The following is a 14,769-nucleotide window of genomic DNA, read 5'->3' as shown; positions in this document are numbered from 1 at the left end:
AACCGTGAAATGGATAACCGCGCGGCGGCGGCATCCCCTGGCGGGGTATGTCGTCGTCATCCTCGCGCTGGTCGTCTTCGGCGTGGGCTACACCTTCCTGGCGCCCACCGCTGACCGCGCGGAAGCGCAGCAGGACCAGGCGGCACCCGAGCGCAGCGACGGCAAGATCGACCTCGCCCAGGGCAAGGAGATCTTCGCCCAGAGCTGCGCCTCGTGCCACGGCAAGAACGCCGAGGGCAAGCGCGTCGGCGACACCGACGTGCCCTCACTCATCGGCGTCGGCGGTGCCGCCGTCGACTTCCAGGTGAGCACGGGACGCATGCCGTCCATGAACGCCGACAAGCAGATGCCCCGCAAGTACCCGGCGTTCACCCAGGACGAGATCGACGACCTCGTCGCCTTCTACGAGGACGAGTTCGGCGACGACGGCCCGAAGGTCCCCGAAGAGGACCTGGTGCCGGCCACCGCCCCCGAACGCAACCAGTTCCCGTCCGACCACGAGGGCGAGAAGGCGTTCGAGAAGGCCAAGGAGGAGTACGACGAGGCCTTCGCGTCCTACACCTCCAACAGCGACACCGAAGCCGGCATGAAGCTGTACCTGACCAACTGCGCGCACTGCCACAGCTGGTCCGGGGCAGGCGGCGCGCTGACCGACGGCCGCTGGGCCCCCGAGCTGCACGAGGCGTCGCCCCGCCAGCTCTACGAGGCCATGCTCACCGGCCCCGGCGCGATGCCCGTCTTCAACGACGCGACCGTCTCGGCCGAGGACAAGCAGAACATCATCGCCTACGTGAACGACCTCCAGGAGGAGCCCGACGCAGGTGGCCCCTTCGCGCTCGGCAGGGTCGGGCAGGTGGCCGAAGGGTTCATCGGTTGGACCATCGGCATCAGCCTGATCGTTGCGTGCGCGATCTGGATTACCGCGAAGCAGCGTTCCCATGACTGATCACAACAACACCAACGACGACGCCGACAACGGCAGGGTCATCGGCACGCCCACCGGCGGCGACTCCGAGACCCTGGTCGGCCCGAACGCAGACGCGCACGGCGAGCACCAGGGGCCGTACCCGGCCGATGAGACCCACGTGTGGCCCGAGGAGGTGCAGCGCAGGGGCGAGAAGGTCGCGGCGCTGTGGTTCTTCGTCGCCTTCCTGGCCGGTGTGGGCTTCTTCGTCGCGTACTTCTACTTCCACCCGAACGCGCAGGACGAACCGAGCATCGCCGATCCGGCGACGGCGCAGTACGCCAACATGGCGATCGGCGGCACCATCGCGCTGGCGCTGTTCGCCATCGGCGCGGGGATGACCGTGTGGGTGCGGCAGGTCATGCCGCACTACGAGGTCGCGATCCCCTACGACGAGTTCCCGTCGGCGCCCACGGAGAAGGCGTCGTTCGGCGACTTCTTCATGCGCGGCGCGCACGAGAGCGGGTTCATCAAGCGCAAGCTGATGCGGCGCACCCTGCTGCTCGCCATGGCCCCGCTGGGGCTCGCGCCCATCGTGCTCCTGCGCGACACCGGGCCGCTCCCCGGCGACAAGCTGCACCACACCATCTGGCGCAAGGGCATGCGGATGGTGGTCGAGGGGACCGACCACGAAATCCGGGAAGCCGACCTGGAGAACGAGCCCGGCGGGATGATCACCGCGCTGCCGAAGCACGATGAGTCCGACCCGGAGCACGCGCACGGGTTGAGCCTCAACGAACAGGCCAAATCGGTCATCCTGCTGATCAGGATGCCCGAGGACGACTTCAACCCGGAGATGGAACGGCTCAACTGGACGCACAAGGGGATCGTGGCCTACTCCAAGATCTGCACGCACGTGGGCTGCCCCGCTGCGCTGTACGAGCGGACCAGCCACCGCATCCTGTGCCCGTGCCACCAGTCGACGTTCGACGCCGCCAACGGCGCCGAAATCGTCTTCGGCCCGGCCCACCGGCCGCTCCCGCAGCTCCCGGTTACAGTGGATGATGAGGGCTTCCTGGTCGCCGGCGGAGACTTCTCCAGCGCACCCGGACCCACGTTCTGGGATGCGGAGAGGGGTGCCTAGAACATGAACGCCAACGAACCTCCCAAGGCACTGCGCGGCGTCGGCAACTTCATCGACGACCGGTTCCACCTGGCCAAAATGGGCGAGAAGAACCTGCGCAAGGTCTTCCCGACCCACTGGTCGTTCATGCTGGGCGAGATCGCGCTCTACTCGTTCATCATCCTGCTGCTCTCCGGGGTCTTTCTGACCCTGTGGTTCGACCCGAGCATGGAGCACGTCACCTACGACGGCTCCTACCAGCGCCTCAACGGCGTGGGCATGAGCAGGGCCTACGAGTCCACTCTGCACCTCACGTTCGACGTGCGCGGCGGCCTGTTCATGCGCCAGGTCCACCACTGGGCGGCGCTGATCTTCGTCGCCTCGCTGGTGTTCCACATGCTGCGGGTCTTCTTCACCGGGGCCTTCCGCAAGCCGCGCGAGATCAACTGGGTCATCGGCGCCACCATCTTCATGCTGGCGACGATCGAGGGCCTCTTCGGCTACTCGCTCCCCGACGACCTGCCCTCGGGCATGGGCCTGCGGATCCTCCAGGGCGTCATGATGTCGCTGCCGCTGGTGGGCACCTACGTCTCGATGTTCCTGTTCGGCGGGGAGTTCCCCGGCGACCTGATCATCCCGCGGCTGTACTCGCTGCACATCCTGGTGATCCCCGCCGTGCTGCTCGCGCTCATCGCCGCGCACTTCATGATCCTGTGGCACCAGAAGCACACGCAGTACCCCGGCGCCAAGGAGACGGAGAAGAAGAACATCGGCGCGCCGATGTTCCCGGCGTTCGCCGTGAAGGCCGGCGGGTTCTTCTTCTTCACCTTCGCGATCATCGCGGGGCTCGCCGCGTTCGTGCAGATCAACCCGATCCACCTGTTCGGCCCGTTCAGTCCCACGTCCATCAGCGCGGGCACCCAGCCCGACTGGTACATGGGCTTCCTGGAAGGGTCGCTGCGGATCTTCCCGAACTGGTTCGACGTCAACATCGCGGGTTATGCGATACCCACGGCGGTGCTCGTCCCCGGTCTCGGCATCATGGGTCTGGTGTTCACGGGGCCGATGGTGTGGCCGTTCATCGAGGCGTGGATCACCGGCGACCGGCGTCCCCACAACGTCGCCGACCGCCCGCGCAACGCCCCCACCCGCACGGGGCTCGGCGTCGCCGCCATCACGTTCTACGGCGTGCTCTGGCTGGCCGGATCGAACGACATCCTGTCGCACACGTTCTCCATCAGCCTGTACACGACCACCTACATATTCCGGGTGGCCGTGCTTGTCGGGCCGGTTCTCGCGTTCATCATCGCCAAGCGGATCTGCCTGGGTCTGCAACGCCGCGACCGCGAAACCCTGGAGCACGGGTACGAGAGCGGCACGATCCAGCAGCTGCCGAGCGGTGAGTTCATCGAGGTCCACAAGGAGTCCTCGGAGAACATGGTGCACGTGTTGCAGAGCAAGAAGCCGCTGCCGCGCATCGACGTCGACGCCACGGACGAGAACGGTGTCGAGTCGCCCGCCAAGCGCAGCATCATGGGTCGCCTGCGCGAAGGCCTCGCCCACTGGTACACGAAGGACAACGTCTCCTTCGACGGTGTGCGGCCGAACAGCGGCCACCACCTGCACCACGACGGGTTCGAGGACGCAGCGGAGGAGCACGACAGGTCGGAGACCGTCAGGACGCCCTGACGCACCTCCTGAGGCCCGGAAAGGCCCGGCCGGAACCCCACAAGCGGGGTCTTCCGGCCGGGCCTTCCGCGTTCTCCATGCCCTTCTTCGGCCCCGTACGCATCGCCGCAGACCACCGCTCCCCCGCAGACCTCGACCCAGCACAGAGGAGAATGCCGAGAACGCCCTTCCAACAGCCCACCTGGGCAAGGCTGCCGGAAAGCCTTGCGCAGCCTAGGAACGGTCCCAAGTGGCCAGGGACGCCCTTGCCCCCACACGCCTGCGCCCCGCGGGGCGTCGGGGCCGGGGGCCGCGCACGCCCGTGGCGCACGACGGCGCCCCGCGGCCTCTGAGAGGCTTGCGGGGCGCCGTTGGGGACCTGGGCGGGGGCGCCTAGTTGCCGGCGCCCGCGGACTCCTTGTCGTCCTTCTGGTCCTTCTCGCCGCTCTCGGCGTTCTCCTTCTCGCCGTTCTCGGGCTTGCTGGTGGACGCCCCGGGGGTGCCCTCGTCGTCGGTCTTGTCGGCCTTGCCGGTCTTGCTGTGCTCCAGCCACTCGTCCCACGAGCGCTGCCAGTAGCCCCAGCCGTTGTCGACCTCGAGCTCGCGCTTCGTGCCCTCGACGATGAACGGGTCGCCCATGAGCGACTCGTCGTGGAACCACTTGGCGTCGGCGGTGCTCATGTTGGTGCAGCCGTGGCTCATGTTCGCCTGGCCCAGCGAGCCGTTCCACGGCGCGGCGTGGGTGAACTCGCCGCTGTTGGAGAAGCGCACCGCCCAGTTGACGTCGAGCTTGTAGTAGTCGGGGTGGCCCTTGGGGACGCCGACGGTCGCGGAGTCCATGACCAGGTGGGCGTACTTCTCCATGGTCAGGTGGACACCGCTGGTGGTGGTGTACTTCAGCGTGGAGGCGTCGCCGTTGCTGATGGGGAAGTCCTTGATCTCCTTGCCGTCGCGCTCGACCACCATCTGGTGCGACTTGTCGTCGATCGTGGTGATCTGCTCGCGGCCGACCTCGAAGTCGAGGCGCTGGTTCTTGACGCCGTAGACCCCATCGGCCGCCTGGACCCCTGCCAGGCGCATGTTGACGTGCACCTTCTGCTCGGGCTTCCAGTACTCGCTCGGGCGGAACACCGCCATCTTGTCGCCGAACCAGTTCCAGGCGCCCTCGGCCGGCTCCTCCGAGACGACCTCGATGGCGTTCTCGACCTGCAACTTGTTAGTCACCGGGAGGTCGAAGTTGACGATGACGGGCATGCCGACACCGACGGTCTCGCCGCTCTGCGGGAAGTTCGACTGCACTTCGAGCTTCTTGCCGTCGGTGGCGGCCTCGGCGCTGAACTCGCTGACGACCTCGGTCTCCTCACCGTCGCCGTTCTCGGCGGTGGCGGTGACCTTGATGTCGGCGCCCGGAACAAGGGTCTGCGTGCTGACCCACTCGGTCTTGTCCTTGTTCAGGCTGCCCTTGACGTCGTTCAGCTCGGCCGTGGCCTTTTTGCCGCCGCCCTCGCCCTCGGGGCTCTCCTTCTCGTCGGCCGCCCCGCCGCTCTGGGTGATCTTGACGGTCTTGACCTCGCCGTTGTCGGCGGTGACCGTGACGGGAAGATCGGGGCGGACCTTCTTCGCGCCGTCCTCCGGCGCGATCTGCACCTTGACCGGATCGGATCCGCCGCCCTCGGCCCCGGTGGCGTCGGCGCCCTCACCGGTACACGCGGCAGCGGAGACGACGAGCGCCAGGCTCGCGAGCCCGACCCCCAGCCGTCGGGTCTTCATAGGGAATGCGCTGCCCTTCACGCGTGCGACCTCCAACGTCCTGACTCGGCATCCAGAAATGGACCGTCCGGTGAGACGCGCCGCCGAGCGAAAAAGTTTCCAAGAAAATGGGATTAGAGCGGCCGAAATGACGGGGGTAGCCCCGTGGGGTAAGGAGCCGCCCAACGACAATACCCCGGCAGGGCAACGAACACAGTGGAATCGTCACCCTGCCGGGGCGGATCGAAAGGACTCCGTTATCGGGAGGTGTCCTTCCGCGTCGTTCTCAGTGTTGGAACTCGCCTCGGTAGTACTCGAAGACCCAGCCGATGGCGGTCAGGATGATCGCCAGGAAGCCGACGAACACCATCCACCAGCCGATGGCGACGCCCACCGCGGTCCACGCCACTGCCATGGCGACGAACAGCGGCCACCAGCTGTGCGGGCTGAAGAACCCGAACTCGCCGGCGTTGTCGGCGATCTCGCCGTCGAGGCGCTCCTCGGGCGCCGGCCCGTGGGTGCGCTCGCTGCGGCGGGCGGCCTGCCACAGCCAGAACCCGATCATCCAGCCGAACCCGACACCGACGGTGAGCGCGACCGTGCCGGTCCACTCGATGCGGTTCTCGGCGACCCACGACCAGTACGCGTAGATGACCGCGACAGCCCCGAAGAAGGTCGAGACCGCCATAAACAGGTATGCCTGCATCTTCATGGTGTACGCGCCCTACTACTTCGAGCCGACCGGTTCGGGAGCCGCACCGGGTGCGGCGGCGTGCGGGTGGTGCAGGTCGAACGCCGGACGCTCCGAGCGGATCCGCGGCAGCGACACGAAGTTGTGCCGCGGCGGCGGGCAGGAGGTCGCCCACTCCAGCGAGCAGCCGTAGCCCCACGGGTCGTCGACCTCGACCTTCGGCGCGTTCTTCGCGGTGATCCACACGTTCCAGAAGAAGATCAGCGTCGACGCGCCCAGCACGAAGGAGCTCACCGAGGAGATCTGGTTGAGCGCGGTGAACCCGTCTTCGGGCAGGTAGTCGGCGTAGCGGCGCGGAAAGCCCTCGGCGCCCAGCCAGTGCTGGACGAGGAACGTGCCGTGGAAGCCGAAGAACAGCAGCCAGAAATGGATCTTCGCGAGGGGCTCGTTCAGCATCTTGCCGGTGAACTTGGGCCACCAGAAGTAGAAGCCGGCGAACATCGCGAACACCACCGTGCCGAACACGACGTAGTGGAAGTGGGCCACCACGAAGTAGGAGTCGGTGACGTGGAAGTCGATGGGCGGCGACGCCAGCAGCACGCCGGTGAGCCCGCCGAACAGGAAGGTCACCAGGAAGCCGATGACGAAGAGCATGGGCGACTCGAAGGTGAGCTGCCCGCGCCACATCGTGCCGATCCAGTTGAAGAACTTCACCCCGGTGGGCACCGCGATGAGGAACGACATGAAGGAGAAGAACGGCAGCAGGACCGCGCCCGTGGGGAACATGTGGTGCGCCCACACGGTGACCGACAGGCCGGTGATGGCGATGGTCGCGGCGACCAGGGTCTTGTAGCCGAAGATCGGCTTGCGGCTGAACACCGGCAGGATCTCCGTCGCGATGCCGAAGAACGGCAAGGCGATGATGTAGACCTCCGGGTGGCCGAAGAACCAGAAGAGGTGCTGCCAGAGGATCGCGCCGCCGTGCGCTGGGTCGAACACGTGCGTGCCGATCATCCGGTCGGCGCCCAGGGCGATCAGGGCCGCGGTGAGGACCGGGAAGGCGATGAGGACCAGCACGCTGGTCAGCATCGTGTTCCAGGAGAAGATCGACATGCGGAACATCGTCATGCCGGGCGCGCGCATGCACAGGCCGGTGGTGATGAAGTTGACCGCGCCGAGGATGGTGCCCAGGCCGCTGACCGCGAGGCCGAGGAGCCACAGGTCCCCGCCGAGCCCCGGCGACCGCACCGCGTCGGACAGCGGTGTGTAGGCGAACCAGCCGAAGCTGGCCGCGCCGCCCGGGGTCAGGAACCCGCCCACGGCGATGAGGCTGCCGAACAGGAACAGGTAGTACCCGAACAGGTTGATGCGCGGGAACGCGACGTCGGGGGCGCCGATGTGCAGCGGCATGATGATGTTGGAGAACCCGACGAACAGCGGGGTCGCGAACATCAGCAGCATGATCGTGCCGTGCATGGTGAACAGCTGGTTGAACTGCTCACCGGTCATGAGCTGCATGCCGGGCGAGAACAGCTCGGCCCGGATGAGCAGGGCGAGGATCCCGCCGAAGAGGAAGAACCCGAACGAGGTGATCAGGTACATGTACCCGATGACCTTGTGGTCGGTCGACGTCAGCCAGCTGACGATGATCGAGCCCTTGGGCTGTGGCCGCGCCGCGGTCGCGACCGCGGTCTTCGACTCGTTGACCGAGGTCATGACTGGCCTGCCTCCTCTGGGCTCGGCTCGGCGGACGGAGCGGGCTCGCCCTCCTGCTCCGTGACGGGCTCCTCGGCCTCGACCGCCTCCTTGCGGAGCTCGTTGATGCGGTCGTCGTAGTCGGCGGGGTCGACGACCTCGACGTTGAACAGCATCCGGGAGTGGTCGGCGCCGCACAGCTCGGCGCAGCGGCCGGCGAACTCGCCCTCGACGCCCTCCTTGACCTTGACCTGGAACTCGTTCTCCTGGCCGGGGATGACGTCCATCTTGAACAGGAACGCGGGGATCCAGAAGGAGTGGATGACGTCGGGCGAGTTGAGCTTGAAGTTCACGACCTGGCCGCTCGGGATCACCAGGGTGGGGTCCTCGCCGGGGATGCCCTCGACGGCCAGCGGCTCGCCCGCGGGTCCCTTCTCGTCGAGGTAGCGGAACTGCCAGCTCCACTGGAAGCCGACGACCTCGATGTTGACGTCGGCCTTCTCCTCGGTCTCCATCAGGATGCTCTGGTCACGCGCGGTGAAGTAGAACAGGACCGAGATGATGACGATCGGCAGGACGGTGTAGAGCGCCTCGATGGGCATGTTGTACCGCACCTGCGGCGGCAGCTTCTCCGAGCGCTTGCGGTGGAAGATGACCGTCCAGACGATCAGCCCCCACACGAGAATGCCGACCGCGAACGCCGCCACCCAGGAGCCCTGCCAGAGCGCGAGGACGCGATCGGCCTGCTCGGTGATGGGCTCCGGCACACCCAAGCGGGTGTACTCGTTCGACGCGCAGCCGGTCGCGGCTATGCCCAACGCGGCCAGCGCCGCGCCACGTGGTACCCATCGGCGCAGCGCGGAGCGCCGATTCCTATGGCGGGTCGGACTCACGGATTGCCTTCCCAGCGGTGATGCCCGCGGTGCGCGCGGGCATTGGTGTGTCCAAAGATTGTCAAGGGGAAACATTATCGCGAACTGTCGCCGCGGCCGATCAGGGGTCTGCTCAGGTCAGCGTGTTGCGTCGGCCCGGCTCGCGTGCCGGGCGCCCTGTGCCTCGGACCGGTGCCCACGGGGCGCCCCTGGTTGGCGTGCGGCGCCCCGTTTGCGGGGACGGTCCGCGATCGTCTCCTCGGCCGTCGTGACGGCCTCGGTCCGCCGGGGGCGGGCCCCTCACGCTGCCACGGTGCCTGCGGGATTCCCGTCCACGAGCGGACTACAGCGAGCGTATCGCTGGGTCGGCCGACCCCCGAACCGGGTGCCGTTTAGCACCCGCGGCGGGTAAGGAAGGATGGAGGGAGCGGTGCGGACCGCCCCGGCGCCCGGGGCGGCCTCGGTTCAAAGGAGTCGCTGGTGGCTGATCAGCCGGTGCTGACCATCGACGCGATCGGACGCAAGTGCCCGATCCCGATCATCATGCTCGCGGGGCGCATCCGCGAGGTGCCGATCGGGTCCGTCATCGCGGTGACCGCCGACGACCCCGCGGCGCAGGCCGACATCCCCTCGTGGTGCCGGATGAAGCTCCAGGAGTTCGTGGCCGAGGTGCCGCTGCACCAGGGCAGCGCCTACCACATTCGGCGCATGTACTAGCCCTGCCTGTGCGGGCCGGTGCCCGAACGCCCGGAGGCGGGGGCCCGACACGGCGAAGGGCCGCCCGATGACTCGGACGGCCCCTGCCACTGCACGCGGTGGTGCTGATCAGCGCGCGTAGTACTCCACGACGAGCTGCTCGTCGAAGGGCACCGGCACCTGCTCGCGCTTGGGCCGGTCGACCACGGCGATCCGCAGGTCCTTGTGGCTGACCGCGAGGAAGCCCGCGATCTTGTCGTCGGCGTGGACGCCCTCGGCGGCCTCGACGAACGGCACCATGGTCCGGGACTTCTCCCGGACGCCGATGATCTGGCCCGGCTTGACCACGTACGACGGGATGTCGACCTTCTTGCCGTCGACCGTGATGTGGCCGTGGTTCACGAACTGGCGCGCGGCGTAGATCGAGGCGGCGAAGCCCGCCCGCAGCACGACGGTCACCAGGCGCAGCTCCAGGTCGGAGATCATCTCCTCACCGGTACGGCCGGAACGCTTCTTGGCGTTCTCGTAGACCTTCGCGAGCTGCTTCTCGCTGAGGTCGTAGTACCAGCGCAGCTTCTGCTTCTCGGCCTGGCGAACGGCGTAGTCGCTGGTGGAGCGACGGACGCGGCGGCCGTGCTCACCCGGGGGGTACGGCCGCTTCTCGAAGTAGCTGACCGCCTTACGGGTCAGCGGGGTGCCGGCGCGCCGGGACAACCGCACCTTGGGTCCGGTGTAGCGCATTGCAAAGTCCTCCGTCTTCACGGTCACTTGAAAAAACGGGAATCCTAGGTAAGGCTTGCCTAAGTCTAGGAGGTGTCATGCGACAGCCCAGTCCGCCCGAAGTCGAGCGGATCCGTTCCCTCGCCACCACGGCGACCCCGACCACGGTGGCGATGGCAGACGATCCCAGCGCGCGTTTCAGCGTGCGTGGGGCAGTCGATCATGCCGGTCGCGTGGTACTGAAGATCGACACGGGACACCCATTGCACGAGCTGCCATGGGCGACCCTGCACGAATGCCCCGACCTTGCGGTCAGCGTCGACCTCTCCGCGCTGCGGCATGTGGGTCAGACACCTACTGTACGCGCTCGGCTGTGGTGCGAAGGATGGCTGTCCGCCGTTCCGCCCCACGAGCGCCGCGCCGCAGCCCTCGCCGTGTGGGAGCGGACCCCTGAGGAGGACCTGATCAGCGCGGTCGACCGCGATCCGGGAACGGATGCTCCGCTGCTGGTCAGAATCGCGCCGACGCTGGTGTTCTACGCCACCTACGACACCGCGGGGGTGATCGACGGCGACCTCTTCCGCGCCGCCCGCCCCGATCCGCTGACCGACGCGGCCGAACGCCTCCTCGGCCACGCCAACGACTGCCACCGCGACGAGCTCGCCGCCGCCGCGCGGGGCGTCGCCGACGTCCCCGACGGCTCGACCTGGCTGTGGGAGCTCGACTCCCGGGGCGCCACCCTGTGGGTGGCCCCGTACAGCGGGTCCCACCCGGTCCTCGTTCGGGTGCCGTGGAGCGCACGCGCCGGCGACCCGCACGCCCTCAGGCAGGCGCTGGGCGACCTGCTCACCGGCAGCGGCGCGGCCCGCTGAACCCGCGCCCCCGCGTCCCACGCGCGTCGGGGGCCGGGCTCCCCCGGCCCCCGACGCGCGTGGGGCCCCGCCGCAGGCGCGGCGGGGCCCCACGGTCGCGGCGGGATCAGGCGAGGTGCGGTTCGACCTCGGCGGCGGAGTCGTCGCCGTAGGAGGTGGCCAACCGCTCCAGCAGGCTCTCCTTGGAGACCGTGTACTCCTGCGGGCCGTCGACCTCGAGGATGTGCACGGCCATGGCGTTGCCGACCTGGGCGCTGCGTTCGAGCCCCAGCCCCCAGGAGACCCCGGCGAGGAAGCCCGCGCGGAACGCGTCGCCCACACCGGTGGGCTCCACCTGGACCTTGACGGCGGCCGCGGGGACGTGCAGCGGCGGCTCGCCGTCGCGGTCGATGCGCACGCCCTTGGCGCCGAGGGTGGTGAGGCGGGTGCCCACCCGTTCGAGCACCTCCTGGTCGCTCCACCCGGTCTTCTGCTCGCAGAGCGCCTTCTCGTACTCGTTGGTGAAGAGGTACCGGGCGCCCTCGACCAGGCGGCGGACCTCGGGACCCTCCATGAGGGCGAGCTGCTGCGAGGGGTCGGCGGCGAAGGGGAACGAGCGGGCGCGGCACTCGTCGCTGTGGCGCAGCATCGCCTCGGGGTCGTCGGCGCCGATCAGCACGAGGTCGAGGCCGCCGTGCCGCTCGGCGACGGCGCCGAGCTCGATGTTGCGGGCCTCGGCCATGGCCCCGGCGTAGAAGGACGCGATCTGGTTGTGGTCGCGGTCGGTCGTGCACACGAAGCGCGCCGTATGGCGGATCTCGGAGATGTGCACCGCTGAGGTGTCGACCCCGTGGCGGTCGAGCCAGGACCGGTACTCGGCGAAGTCGCCGCCGGCGGCGCCCACGAGGAGGGGGGTGAGGCCCAGGCGGCCCATTGCGAAGGTGATGTTCGCGGCGACTCCCCCGCGCCGCACGTTCAACTCGTCGACCAGGAAGGACAGCGAGACCTGCTCCAGTTGGTCGGCGATGAGCTGTTCGGCGAACCGTCCGTCGAAGGTCATCAGGTGATCGGTGGCGATGGATCCGGTAACCGCGATGCGCACTGCGGAGGGCTCCTTGGGTCGGGGGTTCGGGACGAGCGGATGAACCCTAAGAGTACCGACTGCTCTCGGAGGCGCCAGTGCTTGGTGTGCCCGAGCGGTCGCACGACGTGGCGCGCCGGGCCCATGACAAGACACATGACAAGGCCCGTGCGGTGGACCGCACGGGCCTTCGCAGCGGGGTCCGGCCGCAGCGGACCGGGCTCCGGGCGGCGCCGGGGCGCGGCCGCGAACGGGCCGCTCCCGGACGACCCCCTGCCTAGTTGAAGGAGTCGCCGCAGGCGCAGGAGCCGGTGGCGTTGGGGTTGTCGATCGTGAAGCCCTGCTTCTCGATGGTGTCGACGAAGTCGACCGTCGCCCCGATGAGGTAGGGGGCGCTCATGCGGTCGGTGACGACCTCGACGCCGCCGAAGTCGGCCGTGACGTCGCCGTCGAGCTCGCGCTCGTCGAAGAACAACTGGTAGCGCAGCCCCGAGCAGCCGCCGGGCTGTACGGCGACGCGAAGCCTGAGGTCGGTACGCCCCTCCTGGTCAAGGAGTGCTTTGACCTTGCCTGCCGCCCCGTCCGTCAGGTGGATCCCCTGTGCGGTGGCCTCGCTCTGAACCGTCATCTGCATAGCTCCTGTAAAAAAAAGGGGTGGCGGCCGCACGGCGACCTCGACATCGAACAACATCGTGGCGCGGCGGGACATTCCTTGCCGTTCCCCGTCGCGAGCGCGGACGCTTCTTCCTGTTGCCCCCCAGGTTAGGTCGTCGCGGGCCACATCGCCATCGCGCGACGCACCGGTCGCCCCGCAGATCGCCCCGCGGATCGGCCCGCGATCGGCCGCGACGCCCTGTGCGCAGGGGTTCAGCGCTGCCACAGCCCGGCGACGCGGGCGGCGAGAATCCGCAGTTCCGCGGCCGAGCGGCTGAGCGCGGCCTCGGCCGACCCCGCCGACTCCACCAGCGAGTACATCTCGCTGATCCCCGCGGCGGCGGCCTCCCTGCGGCCGACCGTCACCCGCCCGGCCAGGACGATGCAGGGGACGCCCTGCTCGGTCGCCGTCCGCGCGACACCGTGCGGGAGCTTGCCCCGCAGCGACTGGAAGTCGAAGGAGCCCTCACCGGTGATCACGACGTCGGCCGACGCGACCTGCCCGGCGAGGTCGACAGCCGCCAGGACGCGTGAGACGCCGGACTCCACGGTCCCGCCGAGCAGCAGCAGGGCGTAGCCCAGGCCGCCGGCCGCGCCGGCGCCGGGGGTGGCGCGCAGCGCGCCGGAGGGGTCGGTGGCGTCGGCGAAGACCGCGAGCGCCGCGTCGAGGCGCTGCACCTGGTCGTCGTCGGCGCCCTTCTGCGGGCCGAAGACCGCGCTCGCTCCGTGGATGCCGAGCAGCGGGTTGTCGACGTCGGTCGCCGCGACCAGGCGGACGCCCTTGGTGGCGGCGACGGCGGCGGACAGGTCGACGCCGCCGGGCAGCGCGCCGAGCGCACCGCCGCCGGCGGCGAGCCCGTCGGCCGGGGCCGCGCCGAGGGCCGCGAGCAGGCCGGCGCCGCCGTCGTTGGTGGCGCTGCCGCCCAGGCCCACGACGACGCTGCGCGCGCCCGCCCCGATGGCGTGGGCGATGAGCTCGCCGACCCCGGCGGTGGTGGTGCGCCCGGGGTCGCGCCGGTCCTCGGGAACGAGGTGCAGGCCGCACGCCTGGGCGCTCTCGATGTAAGCGGTGTCGTCCACCAGCAGGTACTCGGCCGCGACGGGGTCGCCCAGGGGGCCGGTGACGTCGATGCCGACGGTCGTGCCGCCGAGGGCGGCGTGCAGGACCTCGACGAACCCCGGCCCGCCGTCGGAGAGCGGGATGAGTTGGGCGTCGAGGTCGGGGACGGTGTCGCGCCAGCCGTCGGCGACCGCGCGGGCCGCCTCGATGGCGCTCAGGGTCCCGGCGAACTTGTCAGGGGCAATAACGATACGCACGGTGCCCAGTGTGCCCGCCCGGCGCCGCGGAGCACTAGACCGGGGCCGCGGATTCCTCCGTATTTCGGTAATTCGTTTCCGTTTCACGGAACTACGGCTTCATGGAACTACGGCGCCGGTGTGCCGCGGCTGCGTACCGGTGTCAGCCGGTCAGGCCGGGGGCGCCGTAGACCGGGAACCAGCGCGACTTGTCCTCCTCCACCTGGAGGTCGTTGCCGACATAGGCGGCCATCTGCAATTCGAGCGCGTTGTCGCGCCGCTGGCCCGGCTGCGGGGCGAACGGGTAGAACGTGCCGCGCTTGTACAGGTACACCAGCGCGAAGCGGCGGCCGCTGTCGTCGGAGAAGCCCACCAGCGAGCAGAGCAGCGACGGCCCGAACCCGGCGTGCTCCAGCGAGGAGTTGACGGCGTGCAGGTCGGTCACCAGGTCGCTGATGTCCATCGAGTCGGTCGACCCGCTGCGCACCACCAGCCAGGTGTAGCCGTACTCGTCGCGCTGCTGCTCCACCGGCGGGCCGTTGTCGGCGTCGAGGAGCGCGGTGATCTCCTTCTCCAGGTCGGCGAACGCCCGGCCCTCGGCCGCGCGGAACGCCACGGAGCCGGTCCCGGTGGGGGTGAACCCGGCCGCGGCGTCGAGGGTCACCGCCGCCGAGGGCAGTCCGAACAGCCGGTCGAGGTCGGGTTTGGCAGGCTTGGACCTGCCCAGCAGCGCCCGCAGAAAGCTCATGGTCGTCGTCCCCTCATGCAC

At 69.0% G+C, this 14,769-nt stretch carries 14 protein-coding genes; 5 read left to right on the top strand and 9 right to left on the bottom strand.

Going from position 1 to position 14,769, the window contains the following annotated elements:
* Positions 1-4 precede the first annotated feature (4 nt).
* From qcrC to qcrB, 3 genes are read left to right on the top strand one after another with little or no spacing between them, the layout of a single operon-like run.
* Positions 5-946 (top strand): cytochrome bc1 complex diheme cytochrome c subunit, encoded by a 942-nt coding sequence (gene qcrC, locus CLV63_RS25975; protein WP_106585840.1) that lies wholly within the window; start codon positions 5-7, stop codon positions 944-946.
* Entirely contained in the window at positions 939-2,048 is a 1,110-nt protein-coding gene (gene qcrA, locus CLV63_RS25970; protein WP_106585839.1) for a cytochrome bc1 complex Rieske iron-sulfur subunit, read from the top strand. Before qcrC ends, qcrA begins: the two co-directional genes overlap by 8 nt.
* Before the next feature lie 3 nt (positions 2,049-2,051).
* On the top strand, positions 2,052-3,716 hold the full coding sequence (gene qcrB, locus CLV63_RS25965) for a cytochrome bc1 complex cytochrome b subunit (protein ID WP_106585838.1): 1,665 nt from the start codon (positions 2,052-2,054) through the stop codon (positions 3,714-3,716).
* 372 nt (positions 3,717-4,088) lie between these two features.
* Here qcrB and CLV63_RS25960 read toward each other — a convergent pair whose 3' ends face one another.
* From CLV63_RS25960 to ctaC, 4 genes are all read right to left on the bottom strand, one after another.
* Positions 4,089-5,465 (bottom strand): L,D-transpeptidase, encoded by a 1,377-nt coding sequence (locus CLV63_RS25960; protein ID WP_211301474.1) that lies wholly within the window; start codon positions 5,463-5,465, stop codon positions 4,089-4,091.
* A 265-nt stretch (positions 5,466-5,730) separates the two neighbouring features.
* The gene (locus CLV63_RS25955; protein ID WP_106585836.1) at positions 5,731-6,156 is read right to left on the bottom strand and encodes a cytochrome c oxidase subunit 4; all 426 of its coding nucleotides are present in this window, start codon (positions 6,154-6,156) and stop codon (positions 5,731-5,733) included.
* Positions 6,157-6,171: 15 nt separating this feature from the next.
* Positions 6,172-7,851: an aa3-type cytochrome oxidase subunit I gene (gene ctaD, locus CLV63_RS25950; protein ID WP_106585835.1), complete on the bottom strand. Its 1,680-nt coding sequence runs from the start codon at positions 7,849-7,851 to the stop codon at positions 6,172-6,174.
* A complete protein-coding gene (gene ctaC, locus CLV63_RS25945; protein WP_449288807.1) occupies positions 7,848-8,723 on the bottom strand; it encodes an aa3-type cytochrome oxidase subunit II in 876 nt (291 codons plus the stop codon). The genes ctaD and ctaC overlap by 4 nt, the downstream gene beginning before the upstream one ends.
* A 459-nt stretch (positions 8,724-9,182) precedes the next feature.
* On the opposite strand from ctaC, the gene CLV63_RS25940 reads away from it, so the two are divergent.
* Positions 9,183-9,419: a sulfurtransferase TusA family protein gene (locus CLV63_RS25940; RefSeq protein ID WP_106585833.1), complete on the top strand. Its 237-nt coding sequence runs from the start codon at positions 9,183-9,185 to the stop codon at positions 9,417-9,419.
* A gap of 108 nt (positions 9,420-9,527) precedes the next feature.
* On the opposite strand, the gene rpsD is transcribed toward CLV63_RS25940, so the two are convergent.
* A complete protein-coding gene (gene rpsD, locus CLV63_RS25935) occupies positions 9,528-10,139 on the bottom strand; it encodes a 30S ribosomal protein S4 (protein WP_106585832.1) in 612 nt (203 codons plus the stop codon).
* Positions 10,140-10,216: 77 nt separating this feature from the next.
* Here rpsD and CLV63_RS33305 point away from each other — a divergent pair, with 77 nt between their 5' ends.
* Positions 10,217-10,990: a DUF2470 domain-containing protein gene (locus CLV63_RS33305; protein ID WP_146165663.1), complete on the top strand. Its 774-nt coding sequence runs from the start codon at positions 10,217-10,219 to the stop codon at positions 10,988-10,990.
* Positions 10,991-11,096: 106 nt separating this feature from the next.
* Here CLV63_RS33305 and CLV63_RS25925 read toward each other — a convergent pair whose 3' ends face one another.
* The 4 genes from CLV63_RS25925 to pspAB form a co-directional block, all read right to left on the bottom strand.
* Positions 11,097-12,071: a carbohydrate kinase family protein gene (locus CLV63_RS25925; protein ID WP_106585830.1), complete on the bottom strand. Its 975-nt coding sequence runs from the start codon at positions 12,069-12,071 to the stop codon at positions 11,097-11,099.
* Between the two features lie 256 nt (positions 12,072-12,327).
* A complete protein-coding gene (locus tag CLV63_RS25920; RefSeq protein ID WP_106585829.1) occupies positions 12,328-12,678 on the bottom strand; it encodes a HesB/IscA family protein in 351 nt (116 codons plus the stop codon).
* Positions 12,679-12,917: 239 nt separating this feature from the next.
* Entirely contained in the window at positions 12,918-14,021 is a 1,104-nt protein-coding gene (locus CLV63_RS25915) for a glycerate kinase family protein (protein WP_106585828.1), read from the bottom strand.
* Between the two features lie 142 nt (positions 14,022-14,163).
* Positions 14,164-14,748 (bottom strand): PspA-associated protein PspAB, encoded by a 585-nt coding sequence (gene pspAB, locus CLV63_RS25910; RefSeq protein ID WP_106585827.1) that lies wholly within the window; start codon positions 14,746-14,748, stop codon positions 14,164-14,166.
* Positions 14,749-14,769: the final 21 nt, after the last annotated feature.

The sequence above is a fragment of the Murinocardiopsis flavida genome (assembly GCF_003014485.1).
Taxonomy (GTDB): Bacteria; Actinomycetota; Actinomycetes; order Streptosporangiales; family Streptosporangiaceae; genus Murinocardiopsis; species Murinocardiopsis flavida.
This window is presented reverse-complemented; position numbering and strand designations above follow the sequence as displayed.

Coding starts and splice junctions, on each gene's coding strand:
- qcrA (WP_106585839.1), top strand. CDS start 939: ATGACTGATCACAACAACACCAACGACGACGCCGACAACGGCAGGGTC.
- qcrB (WP_106585838.1), top strand. CDS start 2,052: ATGAACGCCAACGAACCTCCCAAGGCACTGCGCGGCGTCGGCAACTTC.
- CLV63_RS25960 (WP_211301474.1), bottom strand. CDS start 5,465: ATGAAGACCCGACGGCTGGGGGTCGGGCTCGCGAGCCTGGCGCTCGTC.
- CLV63_RS25955 (WP_106585836.1), bottom strand. CDS start 6,156: ATGAAGATGCAGGCATACCTGTTTATGGCGGTCTCGACCTTCTTCGGG.
- ctaD (WP_106585835.1), bottom strand. CDS start 7,851: ATGACCTCGGTCAACGAGTCGAAGACCGCGGTCGCGACCGCGGCGCGG.
- rpsD (WP_106585832.1), bottom strand. CDS start 10,139: ATGCGCTACACCGGACCCAAGGTGCGGTTGTCCCGGCGCGCCGGCACC.
- CLV63_RS33305 (WP_146165663.1), top strand. CDS start 10,217: ATGCGACAGCCCAGTCCGCCCGAAGTCGAGCGGATCCGTTCCCTCGCC.
- CLV63_RS25920 (WP_106585829.1), bottom strand. CDS start 12,678: ATGACGGTTCAGAGCGAGGCCACCGCACAGGGGATCCACCTGACGGAC.
- pspAB (WP_106585827.1), bottom strand. CDS start 14,748: ATGAGCTTTCTGCGGGCGCTGCTGGGCAGGTCCAAGCCTGCCAAACCC.